This is a genomic window from Clostridium sp. CTA-1 (assembly GCF_054768215.1).
In genome coordinates this window covers 208189-232978 of record NZ_BAAAAP010000003.1, presented here as the reverse complement: position 1 = coordinate 232978, position 24790 = coordinate 208189, and the positions used below count along the sequence as shown (strand labels likewise).

Below are 24790 nucleotides of genomic sequence, written 5' to 3'. Positions count from 1 at the left end.
GAAACTATAAGTGAAAATTAATAGGCCTTTATTGTAGCATTATTAATAATCACTCATAGTCGAAAATTTATGGTTTTCGGTAGATACTCCCACCCTTATTATGGGGATATATGAGTCAATTTTGCAAATATTGATTTTTTTATTGCATTTTAAAACAGTAACGAATTTTCTTATGCTTTTTATTAAAAATATTTGTTAGTATTATACTTCATAAAAAAGATAAATTCAATAGTAATTTCGTTTTTAATTTGCAAATTTTATCTTTCACACTAAATATTTATTCTTATTATTGAAAATCTATTTAATATTATTATAGAATCTATTTATATCTACTATTTAGTATTGTAAATTATATATGTTTTTATGTAAACTGAGAAAGGAGTTATTTTATTGATTATATTTGAAAAAAACTATAATAAAAAATTTTTAAAGTATGTAAGAAGAGCTATAGATGACTATAATATGATATCTCCAAGAGATAAAATCGCTGTAGCTGTTTCTGGTGGTAAAGATAGTATATTCTTGCTATTTTGTTTAAAGCTAATACAATTAACAGCTATAAAAGATATTGAAATAGTAGCTATCCATGTAGACTTAGGCTTAGATATGGGTCTAGAACCATTAAAAATTTTTTGCAAGAAAAATGGCATAGACTTAATAATAGAAAAAACCAATATTGCAAATGTAGTATTCAATGAAAGAAAGGATAAAAACCCATGTTCCCTTTGTTCTAAACTAAGAAAAGGTTGCCTTGTAAGAGTTTCTAAATCCATAGGTGCCACAAAAATAGCTCTTGGTCATAATTGTGATGATGTAATAGAAACTTTATTTATGAATGTTTTAAAAATTGGTAAGTTCGGATCTTTCAGTCCACATATAGATTATAAGGATAAATATGTTCATATAATCAGACCTTTAATATATTTAAGAGAAGATTTGATTAAAGATTTGGTAGAAAAATATAATTTACCTGTAATTAAAAGTACTTGTCCTGAGGATAAAAAAACTACTAGAGAAGAAATGAAAAATTTAATGTTTAAACTAGAAGAAGCTTATCCTGAAGCTATAGATAGACTTATGACTTCCTTATGTAATATAGACATGAAAAATATTTGGAAACAAAGAGACAATCATTTTTAATAATAAAAATGATATTAAATATAAAAAAATAAGAAACTCTATACAAAGAGTCTCTCATTTTTATTTTTATTAATACATTCCATCCATTCCCATTCCTGGTGCCATTGGTGGTGTATTTTCTTTTTCTGGGATATCTGCTACTGCAGCTTCTGTTGTTAAGAAAGTAGACGCAATTGAAGCTGCATTTTGTAATGCTGATCTTGTAACCTTAGTCGGATCAACTATACCAGTCTTTAACATATCTACATATTTATCATTTAAAGCATCATATCCAACGCCTGCTTCACTAGCTTTAACTTTTTCAATTATTACTGATCCTTCAGCACCTGCATTATTAGCTATTTGTCTTACTGGTTCTTCTAGAGCTTTTCTTATTATGCCTATTCCTAATTTAACATCTATAATATCAGAAGTTAAATCAGCAATTTTAGGTATAATATCTATATATGCTGTTCCACCACCTGGAACTATTCCTTCTTCTACTGCTGCTTTTGTAGCTGCAAGAGCATCTTCTATTCTTAATTTTTCTTCTTTTAATTCAGTTTCCGTAGCTGCTCCAACTCTTATAACAGCAACTCCACCTGCTAATTTAGCAAGTCTTTCTTGAAGTTTTTCCTTATCAAATTCTGAAGTTGTATCTTCAATTTGCACTCTTATTTGAGATACTCTTTCTTTTATAGCTACTTTATCACCTTTGCCATTAACTATTGTAGTATTCTCTTTAGTAACTTTTACACTGTCTGCTGTTCCTAACATATCTATAGTAACATCTTTTAGATCTCTTCCTAATTCTTCAGAAATAACTTCACCACCTGTTAAAATAGCTATATCTTGAAGCATCTCTTTTCTTCTATCTCCAAAACCTGGTGCTTTTACACCTACACAAGTAAATGTTCCTCTTAACTTGTTAAGTACTAATGTGCTTAAAGCTTCTCCTTCTATGTCTTCACTTATTATTAATAATTTTTTACCTTGTTGAACTATTTGTTCTAAGATAGGTAATATTTCTTGTATGTTGGATATTTTCTTATCAGTTATTAAAATATACACGTCATCTAATACTGCTTCCATTTTCTCAGTATCAGTTACCATATATGCACTCACATATCCTCTATCGAATTGCATACCTTCAACTACTTCTAGGTCAGTTCCCATAGATTTTGATTCTTCTACAGTTATAACTCCGTCATTTCCTACTCTTTCCATAGCATCTGCAATAAGTTTTCCTACTTCTTCACTTGCAGCTGATATAGCAGCAACTCTAGCAATATCTTCTTTTCCATTTACAGGTTTAGAAATAACTTTTATTTCTTCTACAGCCTTTTCTACAGCTTTTCTTATTCCTGTTCTTATTTGGATTGGGTTAGCCCCTGCTGTAACATTTTTTAAACCTTCTCTTATTATAGCTTGAGCTAATAACGTAGCTGTAGTAGTACCATCTCCTGCTACATCATTTGTTTTAGTTGCAACTTCTTTTACAAGTTGTGCCCCCATATTTTCATATGCATCTTCTAATTCTATTTCTCTTGCTATTGTAACACCATCATTTGTTATTAATGGTGATCCAAACTTTTTATCTAAAACAACATTTCTTCCTTTTGGTCCAAGTGTTACTTTTACTGTATCAGCTAATTTATCAACACCAGCTTGCATTGATCTTCTAGCTTCTTCTCCAAACAATAAACTTTTTGCCATTTCTCATACCTCCTAATAAAATATATAATTAACCTTCGACTACTGCTAATATGTCATCTTGCTTTAATATAGTTACTTCTTCACCTTCAATTTTTACTTCATTGCCAGCGTATTTTGAGAATAATACCTTATCCCCTACTTTTAATTCCATCTTAACTTCTTTTCCATCAACTAATCCACCAGGTCCTACAGCTATTACTTCTGCAACCTGTGGTTTTTCTTTTGCAGCTCCTGGTAATACTATTCCGCTTTTTGTAGTCTCCTCTGCTTCTACTCTTTTGATTACTACTCTATCTCCAAGTGGTCTAATCTTCATATAAACCCCTCCTTAAAATATTTTTATATTTTAAATAATTACTATCTTTTTTGTTAGCACTCATTAATCTTGAGTGCTAATACAATTATTATAATAGGCAATAGTGTTTATAATATCAAATTTGAAATAAGAATTTAATAGCTTAATTATAGCCATATTTTAAATTTATAATGCTATATATCGATATTTTGTTATTTTAGTATTATTTTCTATGTTTTTTATACATTTGTATTATTATCATAAAAATATGTTTTTTATACTCCTTTTGGTATAAAATATACATATATATTTTATAATTAGGAGATTCTATTATGATATTAAAAAACAAAGGATTTTTTATAGATATACTATTATCAATTATTTTAACTATTATTTTTATAATTGTTTCCGTAAAATTAACACTTAATTTTAAAATTTTATATTATTGGGATATTACAAATTTATCTATAATAAAAAATACAGATTTGAACATGAAAGAAATAAAAGAAAATTTTAACTACTTAATCTATTATTTAAATTCTCATAAAAACATTGTATTCTGTCTTCCTAGCTTACCTTCATCAAAAGAAGGGATAATCCATTTTAAAGATGTTAAAAATATATTCAATTTTTTAGATAAGTTTTTATTTATAAATATTTTTATTTCTGTACCTGTTATATATTATAAATTAAAAATAACTAAAAATGTTAGTTTTTTAAAATATTCTTCCATTTTAACTATTATTATGCCTCTATCACTAATAATTCCATTAACCTTGAACTTTGACAAGGGATTTACCCTTTTTCATAGGATTTTTTTCTCTAATGACTATTGGATATTTGACCCTAACAAAGATCCTATTATAAACCTATTACCTGAAGCTTTCTTTTTTCATTCTGTTTTACTTATACTATTTTTTATAATACTTTTTTCTTTAATTTCTTACATATTATATAAAAATATTAGGAAATTATAATTCCCTAATATTTTTCCCTATTTTTTTTATTATTTTTTCCCCTTTTAATACTCCTATTATAAAAAGTAAAGATGATATAACTCCTACTGTTATCAGAATAGTCCTATTTCCAGCATGAATATTTGCTCCAAAATATGCAGATGCTAAAACTCCTGGTATTCTACCTAATGTGGATAAAATAAAAAAATCCTTAAATTTAATATCTGATATACCACATATATAACCTAATGCATCTTTAGGTATTCCTGGTATTAAATATAACAAGAATACTATTAATTTTACACTTCCTATATTTAACAATCTATCAAAAAACTTTAAATCTTTTTTAGAAATTATTTTATGAACTAAAGGTCTACCATACATTTGAGCTAATAAAAATACAAAAACACTTCCTAACGTAATCCCTATAAGAGAATATACACCTCCTAGTAAAGTTCCGTATATATATCCTCCAGTTATTTGTATTACTTCTCCTGGTATAAAAAAAGCTACAACTTGAATTATTTGAAATAACAAAAAAACAATAATACCATAACTACCATAGGACAGTATAATATTTTTAATATTTCTAGGATCTTTTAATACTGCAAAATTTTTATAATATATATAACCTACAAAAATTATAAATAAAAAGAATAAAGATAATATTATACTCCCTTTGTTATCACTTAATATTTCTTTAATGATATTTAAATTCTTTTTTATATATTTTCTTATACTTTCCAGCATAATTCTTCCCCTTTATTTATAAAATATTATTTTTTTATTTATATAAATAATATCATATTTTTTTATTTACAAATTACTACTTTATAAATTTTATTAATTCTTTAAAAATCTAAAAATTATATTAAATAGTTTTTGTTAAACTGCAATAAATTATAAAAATAAATATAGCTATAAAAATAAATATAATAATTTATTTTTATAGCTATTTATTGAATAAAAATACTTTTTGTGTTAATTCTATACTTTCTGTTATTTATGCTTATGCATACTTACTTTTTCAAAATTTTCTACTTTTTTATTTTCTATAACATCTTTACTTTCAGATTCCTTACTAAATTTAATTAATTGACCTTTAGCTTTCATAAGAGAAGTCATAGTTGCTGGACCTCCAATACATCCTCCTTCACACATCATTCCTTCTACAAAGTTAAAGGGAATTCTTCCTGCCTTAGCTAGCATAAGAGTTTTCTTTATTTCGTCTTTACCACTTACTTTAGTTGGATTAAATTTTATATCTATTTCTTTAGAATCAATAAAGTTTTGTATTGCAGCTGTAACACCACCACTTTGAGCAAATCCTCTTGCAAAAGCTGAAGCATCCTGAACTTCATCTTCTTCACAATCAGAAGGCTCTATTTGTAGAGCACCTAAAAGAGCTGCTATTTCTTCAAAGGTCATAACATAGTCTACTGCATCTTTTAGTTCATCTCTTAAAACTTCACTCTTTTTAGCAGTACAAGGCCCTATAAATACCACATAGGCATCTTTATCCATCTCTTTTATCATTCTTCCTGTAGCTATCATAGGAGATACCGTAGTAGATATATTTCCTGCTAAATCTTTAAATTGGTTTTCTATATAATTCACAAAGCCTGGACAACAAGATGTAGTCATACATTTTTGTCCTTCTTCCATTCTTTCTACAAACTCTTGAGACTCACTAAATACTACTGCATCTGCTCCACAAGCAGCTTCTACCATATCTTTAAACCCTGCTTTTGTTAAGGCATTCTTTACTTGTCCAACTTTTACTTGTGGACCAAATTGCCCTGTAATAGCTGGTGCTATTACCGCATATACTTTTTTCTTTTCTTTTAATAATCTAGTTATATTGACTATATAACTCTTGTCTGAAATAGCCCCAAATGGACATGCCCCCATACAGGCTCCACAATTAATACAATTTTCTTTTTCTATCATAGCTCTTTTATCATCTGGATTTATTTCTAAAGCTCCTGTAGGACACACTCTCTTGCATGGTCTCATAACCTCTACTATAGCATTATAAGGACACACTTTTTTACACAATCCACATTCCCTACACTTATTTTGATCTATATAGGATTTACCATTTATTCTGGCTAGTGCCTTAGCTGAACAAACTTCCATACATTTATGTTGTATACATCCTCTGCAGGCTTCCGTTACTGTAAATCTATTTATAGGACATTGATCACAGGCAGAAGCTATTACATATATTATTTGGTCATTATCACTTATACTTTCTAATTCATTTGTTAAATTATCGTCTGGCTTAAATCCCGCTGCTAGCTGAGCTCTTTCATATACTACTGTTCTTTCCCTATAAACACAGCATCTGTATTCTGCTTGTTTTTCATTTAATATTTTATATGGTATTTTGAGCATGTCTAGCTTATCCATATTACCTTTAATAGCTAACTGGGCAACTTCTTTTAAAACTAAATATTTTATTCTCTTTAGTTCAGTTTCAAACTTTATCATCAAACATCCTCCATATTCTTAAACTTTATATTAAATATTATTTTGTAATTTATACATATATTTTACATAAGTAAAACAAATAAAAAAATTTTTAAATACAAACATATAAATTATATCAAAAATTTGAACTTATTTTAATATAATATTACTTCCTGCGCTTCATTTTATTAATATTATTCCTCATTAACATCAATTTTGTTTTCTCTTGCATAATAAAACAAATATTGTTGGGCAAATCCTGATAATGTTCCAAATTTTTCCCTGCCAAAATCTCTTATTTTTTTTAGTGATACATCAGGAGCTAGATAAAAATATTGCATAGCTCTTTTTACCCAAACGTCTACTGGAAATGCAGAGTACTTTTCCATAGAAAATAACATAACACAATCTGCAACTTTTGCTCCTATACCATTATAATTTTGTAACATTTTATGACATACATCATCTGGTTGGTTTTTTATCCATAACATATCATATTCTTTTTCATATGAATCATCTTTTATAGAATTTTTATATATTTTATTTACAGTATCTTTTATATATTTAGCTCTAAAGCCAACACCACATGCCTTTAGTTCCTCTTCTGTTGCATCTTTAAGTTGATTTATTGTAGGAAAACTATAATATATCTTACCTTTGTATTCTATAGAATCCCCCCATTTTTCACTTATGTTTTTTATAGCCCTTTTAATCATTGGTATTCTATTATTAGCAGAAATTATAAAAGATACTATCATTTCAAATGGATCTTGCTTTAAAAGTCTTATTCCATATCCAAACTCAACAGATTTGGATAATATTTCATCCTTACTCAGTATATGTTTTATTTCACTATAATCTCTATATAAATCAAAATATTCTGCCCAAATATTTTTAAAATCCTCTTCTGTAGCATTATGTAATATTACATCATTATTTGCTTTTTCTACTTCTATAACCTTTCCGTAGGCTACTCCTATATAAGAACCTTTTTCTTCTCTGTACCATCTAAAACATTGACCACATTCAAAAATATGTGCTAATTCAAAGTTTCTTACATCTTTAATAACTATAGCATTTGTACAATTTTCTATATAATTAAAATCCATATAAATCATTCCTTATAAATAAATTTTTATACTCCTTAAATAGTATATACTAAAATTTGAAAATAAATAAGCTGTACTCTAAATATAAAGTACAGCTTATAGATTATAACTAATTATATATATTTGTCAATATTTATTATAAGATAATATTATTTATTACTTAAATATTCATCTATAGCTTTAGCAGCTTTTTTACCTGCTCCCATAGCCAATATAACCGTAGCAGCACCTGTTACTGCATCTCCCCCTGCAAATACTCCTACCTTTGTAGTAACTCCAGTTTCTTCCTCAGCTACTATACATCCTCGTTTTGTACTTTCTAACCCCTCTGTTGTAGATGCTATAAGTGGATTTGGAGATGTACCTAAAGACATAATAACGCTATCTAACTCTATAGTAAATTCTGAACCTGGTATTTCAATAGGTCTTCTTCTTCCTGATTGATCCGGCTCTCCTAATTCCATTCTAACACATTTCATTCCTTTTACCCAACCATTTTCATCTCCTAAGATCTCTACAGGATTAGTTAGCAAATTAAACTTTATTCCCTCTTCCTTTGCATGATGTACCTCTTCTACTCTAGCTGGTAATTCTGATTCTGATCTTCTATAAACTATATATACTTCAGCCCCAAGTCTTTTTGCAGTTCTTGCAGCATCCATAGCAACGTTTCCACCACCAACTACAGCAACTTTTTCCCCTACTTTAATAGGTGTATCATATTCTTTTTTAAAAGCTTTCATAAGATTAGTTCTTGTTAAAAATTCATTAGCAGAAAATACTCCATTTAGATTTTCTCCTGGTATCCCCATAAATTTTGGAAGTCCTGCTCCAGAGCCTATAAATATAGCTTGAAAATCTTCTTCTTCTACTAATTCATCAATAGTCACAGTCTTTCCAACTATTACATTAGTTTCTATTTTAACGCCCAATTTTTTAACATTATCTATTTCATGCTTTACTACTGTATCTTTTGGCAATCTAAATTCTGGTATACCATAAACTAACACTCCACCTGGTTCATGTAAAGCTTCAAATATAGTAACATCATACCCTTTTTTAGCCAAATCACCTGCACATGTAAGCCCTGCAGGACCACTTCCTATTACCGCTACCTTTTTATTTTTCTTCTCTTCTGTTTTACTTAAATCCACATTATTTTTTCTTGACCAATCCGCTACAAACCTTTCCAATTTCCCTATAGCTACTGGTTCTCCCTTTATTCCAAGAACACATTTACCTTCACATTGAGTTTCTTGAGGACATACTCTTCCGCAAACTGCTGGTAATGCACTATCTTTTGCAATTGCTTTAGCTGCCTTTTCAAACTCACCTTTTTTTATATGTTCTATAAATTCTGGTATATTAACGCTTACAGGACACTTTCCAACACACATAGGCTTTTTACAATGAAGACATCTTTTAGCTTCTTCTATAGCTTCTTCTTCCGTATATCCTAAACAAACTTCATCAAAGTTTGTAATTCTCTTATTAGGATCTTGTTCTTTCACTGACACCCTTTTCATTTTATTCATTATTTATCACCATCCAATCCTACATGGCATACATGTCCTTCTGCTTTTTCTTGATCTTCTAATAATTTCTTTCCTTCTTCAGTTTTATACATTTGTTGTCTTCTAAGAGCCTCTTTGAAATCTACTAAATGTCCATCAAATTCCGGACCATCTACACAAGCAAACTTAGTTTGTCCTCCAACAGTTACCCTACAAGCTCCACACATACCTGTCCCATCTACCATTAAAGTGTTTAAACTTACTATAGTCTTTATGTTGTATTCCTTTGTAAGTAAAGTTACAAATTTCATCATAATCATAGGGCCTATTGCTACTACATGATTATAGGCTTTTCCTTCTTTATCAATTAAATCTTTTAATAAATTAGTTACAAGTCCTTTATATCCATAAGAACCATCATCTGTAGCTACATAAACATTCCCTGCTACCTTCTTCATTTCTTCCTCTAATATTAAATGTTCTTTTGATTTACATCCAATAATAACATCTGCTTTTATTCCATGATCACTAAGCCATTTTACTTGTGGATATACTGGTGCCGCACCAAGTCCCCCTGCTATAAATACCATTTTCTTTTTCTTTATATCATCCAAATTTTCATTTACAAAATCTGAAGGTTGTCCCAATGGTCCTACAAAATCTTTAAAGCTATCCCCTTCTTTAAAAGAATCCATTTTTTTTGTTGAAGAACCTATAGCTTGAATAACAATAGTTACACTACCCTCTTCTTTGTCGTAATCACATATAGTAAGAGGTATTCTTTCTCCTTTTTCGTCCATCTTAACTATAACAAATTGTCCTGGTTTTGCTGACTTTGCTACCCTTGGTGCTTTAATCTTCATGAGAAATATACTAGGTGCTATGTTTTTCTTTTCTAATATTTTGTACATAATAATTATTCCCCCGTATTTATATTCTTTATTTACAATATAATTATAACATAATTATTATATTTTTTTATCCTAATTAAATAAATTGCATATGCTTATACCTGTATTAAACAACATAAATAAGACCCTCTTTAACAGGATTGAAGAGAGCCCTTAAAAGTTTTCAATTTTTTATTTGGTTTGTTAATACAATAACAAACCAAATCTAAAAATAAATAAAGTTTAATGTTTTACTCAGTCTTGTTTATTAAGCAAGTCAAAGTTAAAAGACTATCACTTAAATGTACATTTTCTACTACTACATCTTCTGGAACTGACAAATCTATAGGTGCAAAATTCCATATGCCTTTTATGTCATTTTTAACAAGAATATTGGCTACCTTTTGAGCGTTATCATGGGGTACACATATTATACCTATATCTATATTGTTTTTTTCTAGATAACTAGACAAATAATCAATATCTAATATTTCTATTTCTCTTATTTTTAATCCTATTAATTTAGGATTTGTATCAAACATAGCTTTTACATTAAATCCCAATTTTGAAAATCTAGTGTAATTTGCTAACGCTTGCCCTATGTTACCTGCTCCAATAATTATAATATTGTAAGGATTGTTTAGCCCTAATATATTGCTTATTTGATGATGTAATTCGCTAACATTATACCCATATCCTTGTTGTCCAAAATCCCCAAAACAGTTTAAATCTTGGCGTATTTGAGATGCAGTAAATCCTATTTTTTCACTTAATTCTTTTGAAGATATTCTGTCTACATCATTTTTTAATAATTCATACAAATATCTATGATATTTAGGTAATCTTCTTATAACTGCCATTGAAATATTTTTTTTCTTATCCATATTACACCTCTTAATATCATATTTTTACTATTATTATTACCTATATTGTATCATACAATTAAATATTATACACTAAAATTGCTGAATACTATAGTAATATATTATATTACTGAAGTAAAAAAATCAAATCCTCCTATATAATACTACAAAAAAAATGCAATACATAGTAAAATAGTACTTGTTAAGGATGGTGAAATTAATGGTTGTATTAAGTTGTAAAAATATTTCAAAAGCTTATGGTGTTGATTTGATTTTAGATAATTTAACATTTAACATAAATGAGAATGATAAAGTTGGTTTAATAGGTGCTAATGGTGCTGGTAAATCCACTCTATTTAAAATTCTTACTTCTTCTTTAGAACAGGATAGTGGAGATATATTTATAGATAAATCTAAATCTTTAGGATATCTTGCTCAACATCTTTCATTAGATTCTAACAATACTATTTATGAAGAAGTATTAGATGTTTTTCATGATCTTATAAAAATGGAAGAAAAACTAAATAAATTAGAAAAATTAATGAATGAACCCTATGATAAAAACAATAAAGAATATCATGATAAAATTATAAAAGATTATACTACCTATACAGATTTGTATATAAATAGAGGGGGCTATACTTATAAAGGTGAAATTCATAGAGTATTAAGGGGTTTAAGTTTTGAGGAAGAAGATTTTAATAAACAAATAAATATATTAAGTGGTGGCCAAAAAACTAGAGTAGCCCTTTGTAAGCTTTTACTTCAAAGTCCAGATATATTGCTTCTAGATGAACCTACAAATCATTTAGACTTAACAGCTATAAATTGGTTAGAAGAATATTTAAAAGCCTATAAGGGTACTGTATTAATTATATCCCATGATAGATATTTTTTAGATGAAATCACAAACCAAACCTTTGAACTTATAAGTGGTCATATAAATTGTTATAATGGCAATTACTCTAAATTTATAGACCTTAGAAAAAAAGAATATGAAGTAAAGTTAAAAGCCTATAATCTTCAACAATCTGAAATTAAGAGGCAGGAAAAAATAATAGAAAAATATAGATCTTTTAATAGGGAAAAAAGTATAAAGGCAGCTGAAAGTAGGCAAAAATCTTTAGATAAAATTGAGAAGATAGATGCTCCAGATAAATTACCTAAACCTGTAAAAATAAATTTTGAAACTCAAATAAAAAGTGGAAATGATATACTCCATTTAGAAAATCTAAGCAAAAGTTATGGAGATATAACCTTGTTTACCAATGTTGAAATGGATATAAAAAGAGGAGAAAAAATCGCTTTAATTGGGGATAATGGTAGAGGTAAAACCACATTACTTAAAATAATAATGGATAAAATCCAAAGCAACTCTGGAACAAAATATATAGGTAAGAATGTATTCATTGGTTATTATGATCAAGAACAATCTGACTTAAATGAGTGTAATACTGTATTAGATGAGGTTTGGGACGAGTTTCCTGAAATGACTACTACAGAAGTTAGAAATTCTTTAGCCGCATTTTTGTTTACTGGGGATGATGTATTTAAAGAAATATCAAAGCTTAGTGGTGGAGAAAAATGCAAAGTTAATTTATTAAAATTAATGCTTTCTAAATCCAATTTTCTTCTTTTAGATGAACCTACTAACCATTTAGATATAATGTCTCGTGAGGCTTTAGAAGATGCCTTATTAAATTACGATGGTACAGTTTTAGTTATATCTCATGATAGATATTTTCTAAATAAGGTTATCGGAAAAATTTATGAACTAAATATAGATGGTATAAAAGAATATTTAGGTAATTATGATTATTATATTCACAAAAAAATTAATCCTAATAGATTTGACTATGAAGCTGTAACTTCTGAAAATTCAAAAACTAAAACTCAAATACACCAAGAAAGAAAAAAGAAAAAAGAAGAAGAAAAAAAATTAAAACAAGAAAAGCTTAAAATAAAAAATTTAGAAAAGGAAATAACAGCCCTAGAAGAAGAAGTAAATTCCCTTCAAGAGCAACTTTGTCTTGAAGAAGTATATTCGGATTCTGGTAAAAGTGAAAAAATAAATAAAGATATAATAAATAAACAAAAACTAATAGAAAATCTTTATTCAGAATGGGAAAACTTTATGGAATAGTATCTTAAAATAAATTTAATTTTAACACCGCAAATATAAGGAAAATACACGTAATGAAATAATTCACATGTTTATTACGTGTATTTTTTATATTTGCTATATTAAAATTAAATCTATTTTAAAACAACCTATTATATCTGTATTTACTTGTAATTATAAATTAACCTTGCCATTTTGTTACTATATTAAATTTATATTCCTAATATTTGTTTTACTTTTTTAACATTATTTCTACTAACAGGAATTTCTGATTGTTCTTTGTCATTCATAACTAATTTATATGTACCATTAAACCAAGAATACAATTCCTTTATATTGTCCATATTTACTATATAGCTTCTATGAACCCTAAATAAATCTGTCTTTTTTTCTATTTCTTTTAATGTATTGTGGGTTATATATTCTTCTGAGTCTGTTTTTACATAAGTTTTATCCTCCATTGTATAGCAATAATGGATATTTTTTGTGTCTATTAATATTATTTTACCTCTATATTCACAGGGTATCTTTTTAAGTGTTTTTTCTTCTTTTTCTAATTTATTTAATATATCGCTTATCATAACTGGAATTTTTTCCTTATATTTTTCCTCTATTTTTTCCTGCAATCTTTTTATAGTTACACTTATTCTTTTATCATCAAAGGGTTTTAGTATATAATCTAAAGCGTCTATTTCAAATGCTTCTAGAGCGTATTGTTCATATGCTGTTATAAATATTATATTTATATCTTTGTTAAATTCTTTTATTTTTTTAGATACAATTATACCATTTTCTATAGGTATATTTATATCCATAAAAACTACTTCTGGTTGTAGTTTTTTAACTAATTCATATCCAGCATTTCCAGTCATAGCTACATCTACTATATTTAAAAAATTATACTTAGATAAAACATACTTAAGTTCTTCTATAGCTGGCTTTTCATCCTCTATTATAATAGCTCTAATTTCTTTCATCTAAAATACCTCCTTAGGTATATAAAACATAACTTTTGTTCCTTCATTTAATTTGCTTTTTATGTGTATGAAATTTTTTTCCCCATATAGTAATTTTAATCTTTTATTAACATTTGAAAGTCCTATACCTGGCCAATCTTTTACTACACAATTAAGTGTATTTTCATCCATACCTACTCCTGTATCTTTTATTACAAATTTAATTTTATCTTTTTCATCTATTGCAGTAATTGTTACTTCTCCTCCCTGTGGCTTTATTAATATACCATGCTTCATAGAATTTTCTATTATAGGTTGAAGTACAAATACTGGAACTTTAAAATCTAAAAGTTCTTCTGGTATATTAATATCTACATTTAGCCTTTCTCCAAATCTTGCCTTTTCTATAGCTAAATAGGATTCTAAAAACTCTATTTCCTCTTTCAATATAATTTTTTCCTCTTGTCTTTTTAGGGTTTGTCTAAAATAATTTGAAAGATTCAATATAAGCTCCCTGGCTTTTATTGGATCAGTTCTACAAAAGGATGCTATGGTATTTAGTGTATTAAATAAAAAATGTGGATGTATTTGATTTCTTAACATTTTTAATTCTGCCTTTGAAACTTCTTGAGCCAATTGGTCTAATTCATATAGTTCTATTTGGGTAGCTAAAAGGGCACTTAACTCCTTAGCAAAATCACTAAAATATTTATCTACACTTTTATAGGACTTAATTTGTATTCCTATGACAAACTTAAACTTATCCTTGTCTGTGTATATAGGTATACAATAGAATAATTTTTCTTTATTATTATCTTCAAATTTTATTAACTTATAATCTTTAAAATTAAAATATTCCTTTATTTTATACTTTAATTTTTCCTTGTTCAATTCTTCTCCATTATAAGAAAATATACCATCATTTTCAGCAATAAATATGCTTTCTAAATTTATTGCTTCATATATTATTGAACATACTTTATCTGAAATTTCTTGATTAAATCCACTTCTTAAATAAATAGAAGTTTTTTTAGCTATATTAAGAGCTTTTTGAGATTGTATGGCACCAATTTTCTTATAATGTTCTTGAGTATTATTTATAATATTTATAAATATACCTACTCCAATAGAATTTGTTATTATCATCGGTAATGCTATAACTCTTTCTAATTGTAGAGCATTTTCATAGGGTTTTGCTATTAATAAAATTATTATCATCTGCAATACTTCTGCTATTATTGCTGCTGTAATACCCGTTGAAACATCTAAACTTTTATCCTTTGTAATTACATTAGCTATTCCTCCTACTATACCTTCTATTATAGTAGATATGGCACAAGAAAGGGCTGTGAAACCACCTAAAAAATACCTATGAGTTCCTGCTATAATGCCAACCATAATGCCTACTAATGGTCCACCTATATATCCAGCTACTATAGCCCCTATAGGTCTTGCATTAGCTAATGCATAAGGCTCTATATTAACTCCAGTATAAGTTCCTAACATAGATAGCACACTAAAAAAAGTTATAATTATTAACTTATATTTATAATCAGATTTATTTTTAAGAAATTTATTAAAAGTTTTAGTTTGACTATATAAATAGGCTGCTATACCAATAAGGGACATACTTTCTAATAATTGTATATATATCATAAATTTCTCCCCTTAAATTACATTATTATAAATAATTTATTAAATATTCTTTAATAAATTATACAATAAATAAATATTTTTTCTATGGTAATTTGCTAAACAGGGAATTTTTTTTACAATTCAATGTGTTTTTATGGCCTTTTATAAAAATATTATTAATAAAAATTTAATAATATATTATGATTTAAATGTAATTTATAATTCAATATTGTAATCGATTAAATTTAGTAGGAGGTAATTTTATGATATCATTTTTTCTTTCATTAATAGCACTTATTGTTGGTTATTTAATTTATGGTAAAATAGTAGAAAAAATGTTTGGGGCAGACGAAACAAAAGAAACTCCAGCCATTAGATTAGAAGACGGAGTTGACTTTGTTCCAATGCCAGCTTGGAAAATTTTTATGATTCAATTTTTAAATATTGCAGGTTTAGGTCCAATATTTGGAGCTATAGCTGGTGCACTTTGGGGACCTGCCGCATTTTTGTGGATTGTTTTTGGTTCTATTTTTGCAGGTGGAGTACATGATTATTTTTCAGGTATGTTATCTGTAAGACATGATGGTGCAAGTATACCGGAGGTAGTTGGTAAATATCTTGGACCTGGTTTCAAACAATTTATGAGAGGTTTTTCAGTAATACTTTTAATTCTTACTGGCGTTGTATTTATAATAGGACCTGCTGGTCTTTTAAATACCTTAACTGGTTATAATAAAGTTATATGGATATATGTAATATTTATTTACTATATTCTTGCAACTATGCTTCCTGTAGATAAAATTATAGGAAAAATATATCCTATATTTGGTTTATGTTTACTTATAATGGCCATAGGCGTTGCTACTGGTTTAATAGTTCAAGGATATCACATACCAGAAGTAACTTTAGCAAACCTACACCCTAACAAACTTCCAATGTGGCCTTTAATGTTTGTAACAATTGCCTGTGGAGCTATATCTGGCTTCCACTCAACTCAATCTCCATTAATGGCTAGATGTATAACAAATGAAAAACAAGGAAGACAAATATTTTATGGAGCAATGATAGCCGAAGGAATACTCGCTTTAATCTGGGCTGCTGCTGCAATGACTTTCTTTGGAAGCACTGGAGAGCTTGGCAAACAAATGACTGCTCATGGAGGACAAGCTTGGGTAGTAAATACTATTTCCAATTCATTACTTGGAAAAATAGGTGGTGCCTTAGCAATACTTGGAGTTGTTGCCTGTCCAATAACTTCTGGCGATACAGCTTTTAGAAGCTCAAGGCTTATAGTAGCCGACTTCTTAAACTATGAACAAGGACCTATAAAAAATAGATTAGCAATAAGTATACCTCTATTCGTTATAGGTTTTGTATTAACAAAAATAAATTTTGATATTGTTTGGAGATATTTTGCTTGGTCAAATCAAACCTTGGCTATGATAGTTTTATGGACTGCAGCTGCTTATTTACACAAAATAAATAAATCTCATTGGATGGCTACTATACCAGCCGTATTCATGACTGCAGTTTCTATAACTTATATACTCGTAGCTCCAGAAGGATTTAAACTTAATCCATCAATTGGATATCCTATAGGTATCGTAGTAGCTTTAGCTGTTCTAGCACTATTCTTAAAGAAAACAGCTTCTAGAAAGAGCAATATAAGCATAGCAGAATAGTATAAAAAGAATGTCTCAAAAATAAATTTAATTTTAATATAGTAAATATGAATAATATATGTAATAAGCATATGAATAAGCTTTAGAAGTTCTTAATTTGACGGAATTAAAAATTTTTGTAATTCCTCACAGGACGTGAGGAGCCGGCAGTGAAGACAGGACGTCGCCTCTACCGGGTAAAAAATCTTTAATGTAGTCAAATTTAGAACTTCTTAGCAAAATGAATTGCTTATGAATGTATTATTCATATTTACGGTTTTAAAATTAAATTTATTTTCATTTTGAGACATTCTTTTTTATTATTCAAATAAATTTATTATGTTGTTGAATTTATCCTTGTTTTCTTTTATCTTATCTTCATTTCCAATAACACATATATAATTTTCTTTCATTAACTCTTTAATAACATCACTAAAAGCTTTTATAGCTTCTTTATTAGTAGATAATATCTCTTCTCTTTCCCTTTGCCTATCTTCATAAGATATTCTTCTTAAATAATTTTCAGTAGCTCTTTCCCCTTTGGCAGCAGGTGTTAAAGGAGTATCTAAATCAGAAATAGTTCCTATAATGTACTTTGTCATTTCTCTATCCTCTGGATTAAATTCAGAAACATATTTAAATGCTTCATTGTAAGCTTCTATAGTTTTTATTAAATTAGGATCTCTATAAGATACAAAGAACATATTACCATTCTTTATAAAGGATGAAAAAGCACCGTAAGCTCCTCCTTGAACTCTAATTCTATTCCACAAATAATCATAATTTACTATAGTTCTTAAAACTTGCATGCTTCCACTATATTCATATCCCAATTTAAAGTAATTATATCCCTTAGCCACATACTGAACTTTAGAGGAGGTTGAAAAAGCTTCATTTCTATTATCAAAATTAAATTCATAATTATTATATTGTAATTTCTCTTCACTTAAACTATCATATAATATTTTAAATTCTTTATTTACTTCACTAAATTCTTCCTCTTCTCCAGTAACACTTACCAATAAGTTTGTGGAATTAAATATTTTATTAAATACACTTTGTAAATTTTTACTTATATCCTCAAATCTATCTTCAAAATTTTTCTCTATATCTACAATAAATTTATAAAATTCTACTCCTGATAAAAGTTCATCATATTTACCATAGGATGAAAAATATGAAAACAACCTTTTAACAGCTACACTATGGCCTCTATCAAACATTATCATCTCTAATCTTGATTTTAATTCTTGTATTATTTCCCTTAGTCTATTCTTTTCATCAAATTTAGAATTAGTTAATATTTCTGATAATAGTTTTATAAGTTCTTTAACATTGCTAGTTAAACACTTAGATTTTATAGTAAACATAGACGTATAATCTTCATAGCTTTCTTTTTGACTAAAGATTTCTGCATTATATCTAATCCCGCCTGTATTTATATTAACTTCATTAGATAAATCTTGATAATTATAATTTTCTGTACTTACTTTACCGAGAACAGCTGATAATAATCCTATATAAGGTATGTTTTCTTTTTCTACTGCCCTTGTATTAAAATATAAATTTAAATATGAAATTTTATTAGTAAATACATTATGGTATAAAGTTTTAATACCTAAAATATTTTTTTCTTCTAAAGGAAGTCTTTCTGCTTCTTTATTTATATCTCCTATGGAAAGCAATGGTATTTTACTTAAATTTTCTATAGAATCCTTTTTATTCTGTCTTTCTTTTAGCTTCTTAGTTTGTTGTATTAATAATTCTAGCTCTTTTTCTGTTAAACTGTCTTTGTATTCTTTTAATTTTTTTCTTATGTTTTCTATTCTATTTTCTTCAAGTCCTTTTTCTGGTTTTACTATAAGTACTGAATAATGATTATTGTCTAAAATATATCTTTGAATTAAGTCCTCAAAATAATTAGAGTTTAATGCAGATTTTATTTTTGGTAGTACATCTTCATATTTTAAATGCATTGTAGGCTCTTCATCATAAAGCCAACTTTCCATAGATTTCATATTATATATTAAGCCTTTTGGATACCCTTGATAATCTGCTTCTCTTAAACTAAACTCCTTTATATTTATTGATGATTCTATTAATTTTTTATCTATACCTTCTTTTACTAAGTTTTCAAGTGTATTAAATACTACAGATTTAAATTTTTCTACCTTATCAGTATTAGAATTCTTAACTATTATACTAATTGTAGATTGAAGTATGCTATTATCATAAACTCCAAATACATCTTTACCTAATCCTGCCTCTAATAAAGCTTTCTTTAATGGTGAAGATGGTGTTTCAAGAAGTATATGCTCTAAAATCTCAAATGCCAAATATAATTCTTTATCTGTAGAATTCCCTACTGAAAAATTTAGACTTAAATAAGTTTTATCTTCAATTTTTTCTTCCTTAGATATAGGATATTTAACCTCTACATATTTAGGATCTTTAAACGCTTCTTGAGGTTTTATTTTTGAATCTACTTCTTGTTTATCAAAATCTTTTAAATAATTTTCGTCTATAAATTTTAATTTTTCTAATATATCTAAATCTCCATATAAGTATATATAGCTGTTAGATGGATGATAATATTTTTTATGAAATTCTTTAAAATTATCCTGTGTAAGATCTGGTATATAATCAGGATCTCCACCTGATTCTACCCCATATACAGTATCTGGCAATAAAGATTCTTGTATTTTTCTAAATAGTATAGATTCTGGTGAAGAGAAAGCTCCCTTCATTTCATTATATACAACACCCTTATAAGTTATATCATCTTCCTTATTTTCTATCTCATAATGCCAACCTTCTTGCATCATTATTTCTGGATATTTATATATATTAGGATATAATACTGCATCTAAGTACACATCCATCAAATTTGTAAAGTCTTTATCATTTGTACTCCCTACAGGATACATGGTTTTATCTGGGAAGGTCATAGCATTTAGGAATGTGTTTAGAGAACCTTTTATTAATTCCACAAAGGGTTCTTTAACTGGAAACTTCCTTGATCCACATAAAACAGAATGTTCTAATATATGAGCTACCCCTGTACTATCCTTTGGGGGAGTTCTAAAGCTTATAGAAAAGATTTTGTTGTCATCATCATTTTTTATAAAAAGTAATTTAGCTCCACTTTTTTCATGTAAAAATACTTGGGCTAAAGAATTAATCTCTTTTATTTCTTCTTCATTTATTAATTTAAACCCATTATAGATTTCTTCTAATTTTAAATTCATAGCATTTTTCTCCTTTCTAAATTTACTATCTATGCCTATTATTTTATATAGTGATATTAATTATACCATATATTTCTTATGGTATATATTTCATTAAAATTCTCCTAGGATAATTATATGTTTAACAAATATATTCAAATCATTTACATTTTTAAATTATAATTTAATAATTTAATTTAATAATTATCATAATATATCCATTTTAAAATCTTCTATTTAAATTTTTTTAAATTTTTATTGTTAATGTTTTGACATAGTGTGTTTTTTATTGTATAATAAGTTTATAAGATAGATGAATAAAACTAGTAAAACCCATTATAAACTTCCCATAGTAAAAAGCACCGCTTCCCCAAGCAGTGCTTTTTTTTTATTTATCTAATTATTCTAATTCTAAAAGTAATTGCCCTGACTTAACTTGATCCCCTTCTTTTACTAACAAGTTTTCTACTATTCCTCCAAAACTAGCTACTATATTAGTTTCCATTTTCATAGCTTCTATTACAATCAAGCTATCTCCTTCTTTTATTTTATCTCCTTTATTTACTAAAACTTTTATTACTGTACCCGGTATACTAGATCCTATATGTTTTTTATTTGCAGGATCTGCCATCTTTGTACTATTAGAAGTTATATTCTGTACCATTAAACTAGATTTATCTTTTATTTTTATTTCTCTTCTATTCCCATTTATTTCAAAGACTACTACTCTATTTCCCTCTGAATCTACTTTTCCTATTTCAGATAATTGAACTATAAATGTTTTTCCTTCTTGCAGTTCTATTTCAGCCGTTTCTCCTTCATATAACCCATGGAAGAATACATCACTGCCCATATGACTTAAATCTCCATATTCCTTTAAGAAATCTAAATACTTATCGAAAACCTCTGGATACAATGCGTAACTTATAATATCCTTTTCTGTTGCATCTAAATCATGTTTATCTTTTAAATGTTTTCTTACTTTTTCAAAATCTTCTGGAGGTAACATTTCTCCTGGTCTACAAGTTATAGGTTCTTCCCCCTTTAAAACTAGCTTTTGTAGTTTTTCTGGGAAGCCCCCCATTGGCTGACCCATCATTCCTTTAAAATATGATACAGCTGAATCTGGGAAAGCCATTTTTTCAGCTTTTTCATATATATTTTCAGGTGTTAAATCATTTTTCACCATAAATATAGCTAAATCTCCAACCACCTTTGAAGATGGGGTAACCTTTATAATATCACCAAGCATTTCGTTAACTTTTTTGTACATTTCTTTTACTTCTTCAAATTTATGACCTAATCCAAAGCTTTCTACCTGTGGTTTTAAATTAGAATATTGTCCTCCAGGTATTTCGTATTTATATATTTCTGCAGAGCCTGATTTTAAACCTGACTCAAATTGATTATATACTGGTCTTACAGCACTCCAATAGTCTGATAATCTCTGCATATCTGTTAAATCTAGACCTGTCTCTCTATCCGTATTTTCTAATGCTGCTACTATAGAATTTAAGGCTGGTTGACTTGTAAGACCTGACATACTATTAAAGGCAGTATCTACAATATCAACTCCTGCATGGGCTGCCATAAGTACTGTGGCCACACCATTACCTGTAGTATCATGAGTATGAAGATGTATTGGGATAGATATTTCATTTTTTAATGCCTTTATAAGCTTAACCGCGGCATATGGTTTTAATAAAGCTGACATATCCTTTATTCCAAGTATATGTGCCCCTGTTTTTTCTATATTTTTTGCTAAATCCACATAATATTGTAGGCTATATTTATCTCTATATCCCTCTAGTATATCTCCTGTATAACACATACAAGTTTCTGCTACTTTATTTTGTTTTAAAACTTCATCCGTAGCTACTTCCATTCCTTTTAACCAGTTTAAAGAATCAAATATTCTAAATACATCTATACCTGAATCTGCAGACTGTTTTATAAATTTTCTTATAACATTGTCTGGATAATTCTTGTACCCAACAGCATTAGCCCCTCTTATTAACATCTGGAACAATACATTTGGTATAGATTTTCTTAACTCTTCTAATCTAGTCCAAGGAGATTCTTTTAAAAATCTGTAGGCCACATCAAAGGTTGCTCCTCCCCACATTTCTATGGAGAATAAATCTTTTCCAAGCGCTGATTGAGCCTTAGCTATTTTAAACATATCTATACTTCTCATTCTTGTAGCCATAAGGGATTGATGAGCATCTCTCATAGTTGTATCTGTCAAGAGAAGTTTATTTTGATTTCTTATCCACTGAACTAACCCATCTGGACCTTTTTCATCTAATATTTGTTTAGTTCCTTTTAAGCTTAATCCTTCATCTACAATTGGTATTGTAGGAACATCAAAGTCTTTCTTTATTCCATGAGTTTCATTTACTACCTTTTCGCCTATGAATTTTAATATTCTAACTTCATCATCAGTCTTTGATGTTATTTCAAATAATTCTGGATTTTTTTCTATAAAGTTAGTATCACATTGTCCTTTTCTAAATTGTTCATGATTTAAAACATTTATTAAAAATCCTATATTAGTTTTAACACCATCTATTTTAAATTCCTTTATAGCTCTTATAGATTTTCTTATAGCATCATTAAATGTTCTAGACCAAGATGTGGTTTTAACTAATAAGCTATCATAATATGGACTTATTACAGAACCCGTAAAACCATTTCCACCGTCTAATCTAATACCAAATCCTGAACCTGTTCTATAATCTTCTATTTTTCCTGTATCTGGTGCAAAATTATTAGATGGATCTTCTGTAGTTACTCTACACTGAATAGCATATCCTCTTGTTTGTATAGATTCTTGAGATTTTATACCTACTTCTTCTGAATCTAATTTGTATCCCTCTGCTATTAAAATTTGGCTTTGAACAATATCAATTCCTGTAACCATTTCTGTAACAGTATGTTCTACCTGTATTCTTGGATTCATTTCTATGAAATAATGATGCCCACTAGTATCTACTAAAAATTCTAATGTACCTGCACTTCTATAGCCTACAGTTTTAGCTATTTTTAAAGCATCACTACATATTTCTTCTCTCTTTTCCTTTGGTAGAGCAAAAGCTGGTGTAAATTCTATAACCTTTTGATGCCTTCTTTGTATAGAACAGTCCCTTTCATGTAGATGTACTATATTTCCATGCTTATCTCCTAATATTTGAACTTCTATATGCTTAGGATTTTCTAAATATTTTTCTATAAATATATCATCTATACCAAAAGCTTTTTTAGCTTCATTTTTTGCACTTTTAAAAGAAGATATTAATTCTTCTTCTGTTCTAACTATTCTCATACCTCTACCACCGCCACCGGCAGCTGCTTTGAGCATTATTGGATATCCACAGTATCTTGCAAATTCTAAAGCTTCTTTCTCTGATTTAATTGGTTTTTGAACTCCAGGTATAGTAGGTACACCTGCTTTTTCTGCAACTATTTTAGATTTTATCTTATCTCCTAATTTTTCCATCATATCCGCAGTAGGTCCTATGAACTCTATTCCTGCTTCTCTACATTTTCGTGCGAATTCAGAGTTCTCTGATAAAAACCCATAACCTGGATGTATTGCATCTACCCCTTTTTTTAAAGCCAATTGTATTATTTCTTCAATATTTAAATAAGCATCTATAGGACCTTTATTTTTTCCTATAAGATATGCTTCATCTGCCTTTGTTCTAAATAATGAAAATTTGTCTTCTTCAGAATATATTGCAACAGTTCTAATGCCTAATTCGTGACAGGCTCTAAATACTCTTATTGCAATTTCTCCTCTATTTGCCACTAATACTCTTTTAAATTTGTTCATTGTTATCCCCCTTTTTGTAAATATTGTGCCCTATTCTTAACTACATTACTTTCTAAATTATAGATATACCTTTACATTATATATAATTTATAAAATTTTTTCAATTGAATATTTTTTTTATTTTTCTTTCATTTAACATTTTAGGTTATTACACTTTATAAAAATGATAAAATATTTGAAAATTTACTATCATATTAATATAAACCTAATATAATAATATAATAATTTATCACACTATTCAATGATATAGTAGTATTTTTTCAATATTTTTAACTTATTATTAATTGTTTTTTAATATAATTACTACTATAGTATTAATATTTCAAATTGAATACATTTAAAAAAAGACTTCCTTATAAATAAATAACAGTAGATTTCTATTTTAACCTATCGTTTATTTATAAAAGAAAGTCTTTATTA

Annotated in this window: 16 protein-coding genes and 1 riboswitch; of the genes, 4 read left to right on the top strand and 12 right to left on the bottom strand. The window is 27.8% G+C overall.

Translation table 11 applies throughout. From position 1 onward, the window contains the following. Positions 1–36: 36 nt before the first annotated feature. Positions 37–134, bottom strand: a riboswitch (purine riboswitch). A gap of 256 nt (positions 135–390) precedes the next feature. After that, positions 391–1140 (top strand): tRNA lysidine(34) synthetase, encoded by a 750-nt coding sequence (locus tag ACYUEW_RS03860; RefSeq protein WP_003483270.1) that lies wholly within the window; start codon positions 391–393, stop codon positions 1138–1140. A gap of 69 nt (positions 1141–1209) precedes the next feature. Here the strand turns inward: ACYUEW_RS03860 and groL are convergent, their stop codons facing one another. Then, positions 1210–2835, bottom strand: a complete 1626-nt coding sequence (gene groL / locus ACYUEW_RS03855; protein WP_003483269.1) for a chaperonin GroEL — start codon at positions 2833–2835, stop codon at positions 1210–1212. A 28-nt stretch (positions 2836–2863) separates the two neighbouring features. Next, the gene (locus ACYUEW_RS03850; protein WP_003483267.1) at positions 2864–3151 is read right to left on the bottom strand and encodes a co-chaperone GroES; all 288 of its coding nucleotides are present in this window, start codon (positions 3149–3151) and stop codon (positions 2864–2866) included. Between the two features lie 311 nt (positions 3152–3462). Here ACYUEW_RS03850 and ACYUEW_RS03845 point away from each other — a divergent pair, with 311 nt between their 5' ends. Further along, positions 3463–4107 (top strand): TIGR01906 family membrane protein, encoded by a 645-nt coding sequence (locus ACYUEW_RS03845; RefSeq protein ID WP_003483266.1) that lies wholly within the window; start codon positions 3463–3465, stop codon positions 4105–4107. Here ACYUEW_RS03845 and ACYUEW_RS03840 read toward each other — a convergent pair. The 6 genes from ACYUEW_RS03840 to ACYUEW_RS03815 all read right to left on the bottom strand — a co-directional run bounded on the left by ACYUEW_RS03840 (position 4102) and on the right by ACYUEW_RS03815 (position 10955). Next, positions 4102–4836 (bottom strand): TVP38/TMEM64 family protein, encoded by a 735-nt coding sequence (locus ACYUEW_RS03840; RefSeq protein WP_003483264.1) that lies wholly within the window; start codon positions 4834–4836, stop codon positions 4102–4104. The two genes, ACYUEW_RS03845 and ACYUEW_RS03840, sit on opposite strands and share 6 nt — an antisense overlap. Positions 4837–5085: 249 nt before the next feature. Next, on the bottom strand, positions 5086–6579 hold the full coding sequence (locus tag ACYUEW_RS03835) for a 4Fe-4S dicluster domain-containing protein (protein WP_159034708.1): 1494 nt from the start codon (positions 6577–6579) through the stop codon (positions 5086–5088). Positions 6580–6752: 173 nt separating this feature from the next. Beyond that, the gene (locus ACYUEW_RS03830; protein ID WP_460276251.1) at positions 6753–7667 is read right to left on the bottom strand and encodes a DNA-3-methyladenine glycosylase family protein; all 915 of its coding nucleotides are present in this window, start codon (positions 7665–7667) and stop codon (positions 6753–6755) included. Between the two features lie 149 nt (positions 7668–7816). Beyond that, the gene (gltA, locus tag ACYUEW_RS03825; protein ID WP_460276250.1) at positions 7817–9202 is read right to left on the bottom strand and encodes an NADPH-dependent glutamate synthase; all 1386 of its coding nucleotides are present in this window, start codon (positions 9200–9202) and stop codon (positions 7817–7819) included. Then, entirely contained in the window at positions 9202–10092 is an 891-nt protein-coding gene (locus ACYUEW_RS03820) for a sulfide/dihydroorotate dehydrogenase-like FAD/NAD-binding protein (protein WP_003483256.1), read from the bottom strand. Before ACYUEW_RS03820 ends, gltA begins: the two co-directional genes overlap by 1 nt. 230 nt (positions 10093–10322) lie before the next feature. After that, entirely contained in the window at positions 10323–10955 is a 633-nt protein-coding gene (locus ACYUEW_RS03815) for a redox-sensing transcriptional repressor Rex (protein WP_003357537.1), read from the bottom strand. Between the two features lie 199 nt (positions 10956–11154). Here ACYUEW_RS03815 and ACYUEW_RS03810 point away from each other — a divergent pair, with 199 nt between their 5' ends. Further along, positions 11155–13077, top strand: a complete 1923-nt coding sequence (locus ACYUEW_RS03810) for an ABC-F family ATP-binding cassette domain-containing protein (protein ID WP_460276249.1) — start codon at positions 11155–11157, stop codon at positions 13075–13077. Between the two features lie 191 nt (positions 13078–13268). Here ACYUEW_RS03810 and ACYUEW_RS03805 read toward each other — a convergent pair whose 3' ends face one another. Both ACYUEW_RS03805 and ACYUEW_RS03800 read right to left on the bottom strand, forming a co-directional pair. Continuing rightward, the gene (locus tag ACYUEW_RS03805; RefSeq protein ID WP_003483251.1) at positions 13269–14033 is read right to left on the bottom strand and encodes a LytR/AlgR family response regulator transcription factor; all 765 of its coding nucleotides are present in this window, start codon (positions 14031–14033) and stop codon (positions 13269–13271) included. Beyond that, positions 14034–15668: a LytS/YhcK type 5TM receptor domain-containing protein gene (locus tag ACYUEW_RS03800; protein ID WP_003483249.1), complete on the bottom strand. Its 1635-nt coding sequence runs from the start codon at positions 15666–15668 to the stop codon at positions 14034–14036. Between the two features lie 242 nt (positions 15669–15910). Between ACYUEW_RS03800 and ACYUEW_RS03795 the strand changes: the two genes are divergently transcribed. After that, a complete protein-coding gene (locus ACYUEW_RS03795; RefSeq protein ID WP_003483246.1) occupies positions 15911–17329 on the top strand; it encodes a carbon starvation CstA family protein in 1419 nt (472 codons plus the stop codon). A gap of 299 nt (positions 17330–17628) precedes the next feature. Here the strand turns inward: ACYUEW_RS03795 and ACYUEW_RS03790 are convergent, their stop codons facing one another. Then, positions 17629–20556 (bottom strand): insulinase family protein, encoded by a 2928-nt coding sequence (locus tag ACYUEW_RS03790; RefSeq protein ID WP_003483244.1) that lies wholly within the window; start codon positions 20554–20556, stop codon positions 17629–17631. 379 nt (positions 20557–20935) lie between these two features. Beyond that, entirely contained in the window at positions 20936–24370 is a 3435-nt protein-coding gene (locus tag ACYUEW_RS03785) for a pyruvate carboxylase (RefSeq protein WP_085333869.1), read from the bottom strand. Positions 24371–24790 lie beyond the last annotated feature (420 nt).

Bases quoted from the DNA above. Each gene is read 5' to 3' on its own strand.
- ACYUEW_RS03820 (WP_003483256.1), bottom strand. From the start codon at position 10,092: ATGTACAAAATATTAGAAAAGAAAAACATAGCACCTAGTATATTTCTC.
- ACYUEW_RS03795 (WP_003483246.1), top strand. From the start codon at position 15,911: ATGATATCATTTTTTCTTTCATTAATAGCACTTATTGTTGGTTATTTA.
- groL (WP_003483269.1), bottom strand. From the start codon at position 2,835: ATGGCAAAAAGTTTATTGTTTGGAGAAGAAGCTAGAAGATCAATGCAA.
- ACYUEW_RS03805 (WP_003483251.1), bottom strand. From the start codon at position 14,033: ATGAAAGAAATTAGAGCTATTATAATAGAGGATGAAAAGCCAGCTATA.
- ACYUEW_RS03850 (WP_003483267.1), bottom strand. From the start codon at position 3,151: ATGAAGATTAGACCACTTGGAGATAGAGTAGTAATCAAAAGAGTAGAA.
- ACYUEW_RS03785 (WP_085333869.1), bottom strand. From the start codon at position 24,370: ATGAACAAATTTAAAAGAGTATTAGTGGCAAATAGAGGAGAAATTGCA.
- ACYUEW_RS03830 (WP_460276251.1), bottom strand. From the start codon at position 7,667: ATGGATTTTAATTATATAGAAAATTGTACAAATGCTATAGTTATTAAA.
- ACYUEW_RS03840 (WP_003483264.1), bottom strand. From the start codon at position 4,836: ATGCTGGAAAGTATAAGAAAATATATAAAAAAGAATTTAAATATCATT.
- gltA (WP_460276250.1), bottom strand. From the start codon at position 9,202: ATGAATAAAATGAAAAGGGTGTCAGTGAAAGAACAAGATCCTAATAAG.
- ACYUEW_RS03810 (WP_460276249.1), top strand. From the start codon at position 11,155: ATGGTTGTATTAAGTTGTAAAAATATTTCAAAAGCTTATGGTGTTGAT.
- ACYUEW_RS03845 (WP_003483266.1), top strand. From the start codon at position 3,463: ATGATATTAAAAAACAAAGGATTTTTTATAGATATACTATTATCAATT.
- ACYUEW_RS03790 (WP_003483244.1), bottom strand. From the start codon at position 20,556: ATGAATTTAAAATTAGAAGAAATCTATAATGGGTTTAAATTAATAAAT.
- ACYUEW_RS03815 (WP_003357537.1), bottom strand. From the start codon at position 10,955: ATGGATAAGAAAAAAAATATTTCAATGGCAGTTATAAGAAGATTACCT.
- ACYUEW_RS03800 (WP_003483249.1), bottom strand. From the start codon at position 15,668: ATGATATATATACAATTATTAGAAAGTATGTCCCTTATTGGTATAGCA.
- ACYUEW_RS03835 (WP_159034708.1), bottom strand. From the start codon at position 6,579: ATGATAAAGTTTGAAACTGAACTAAAGAGAATAAAATATTTAGTTTTA.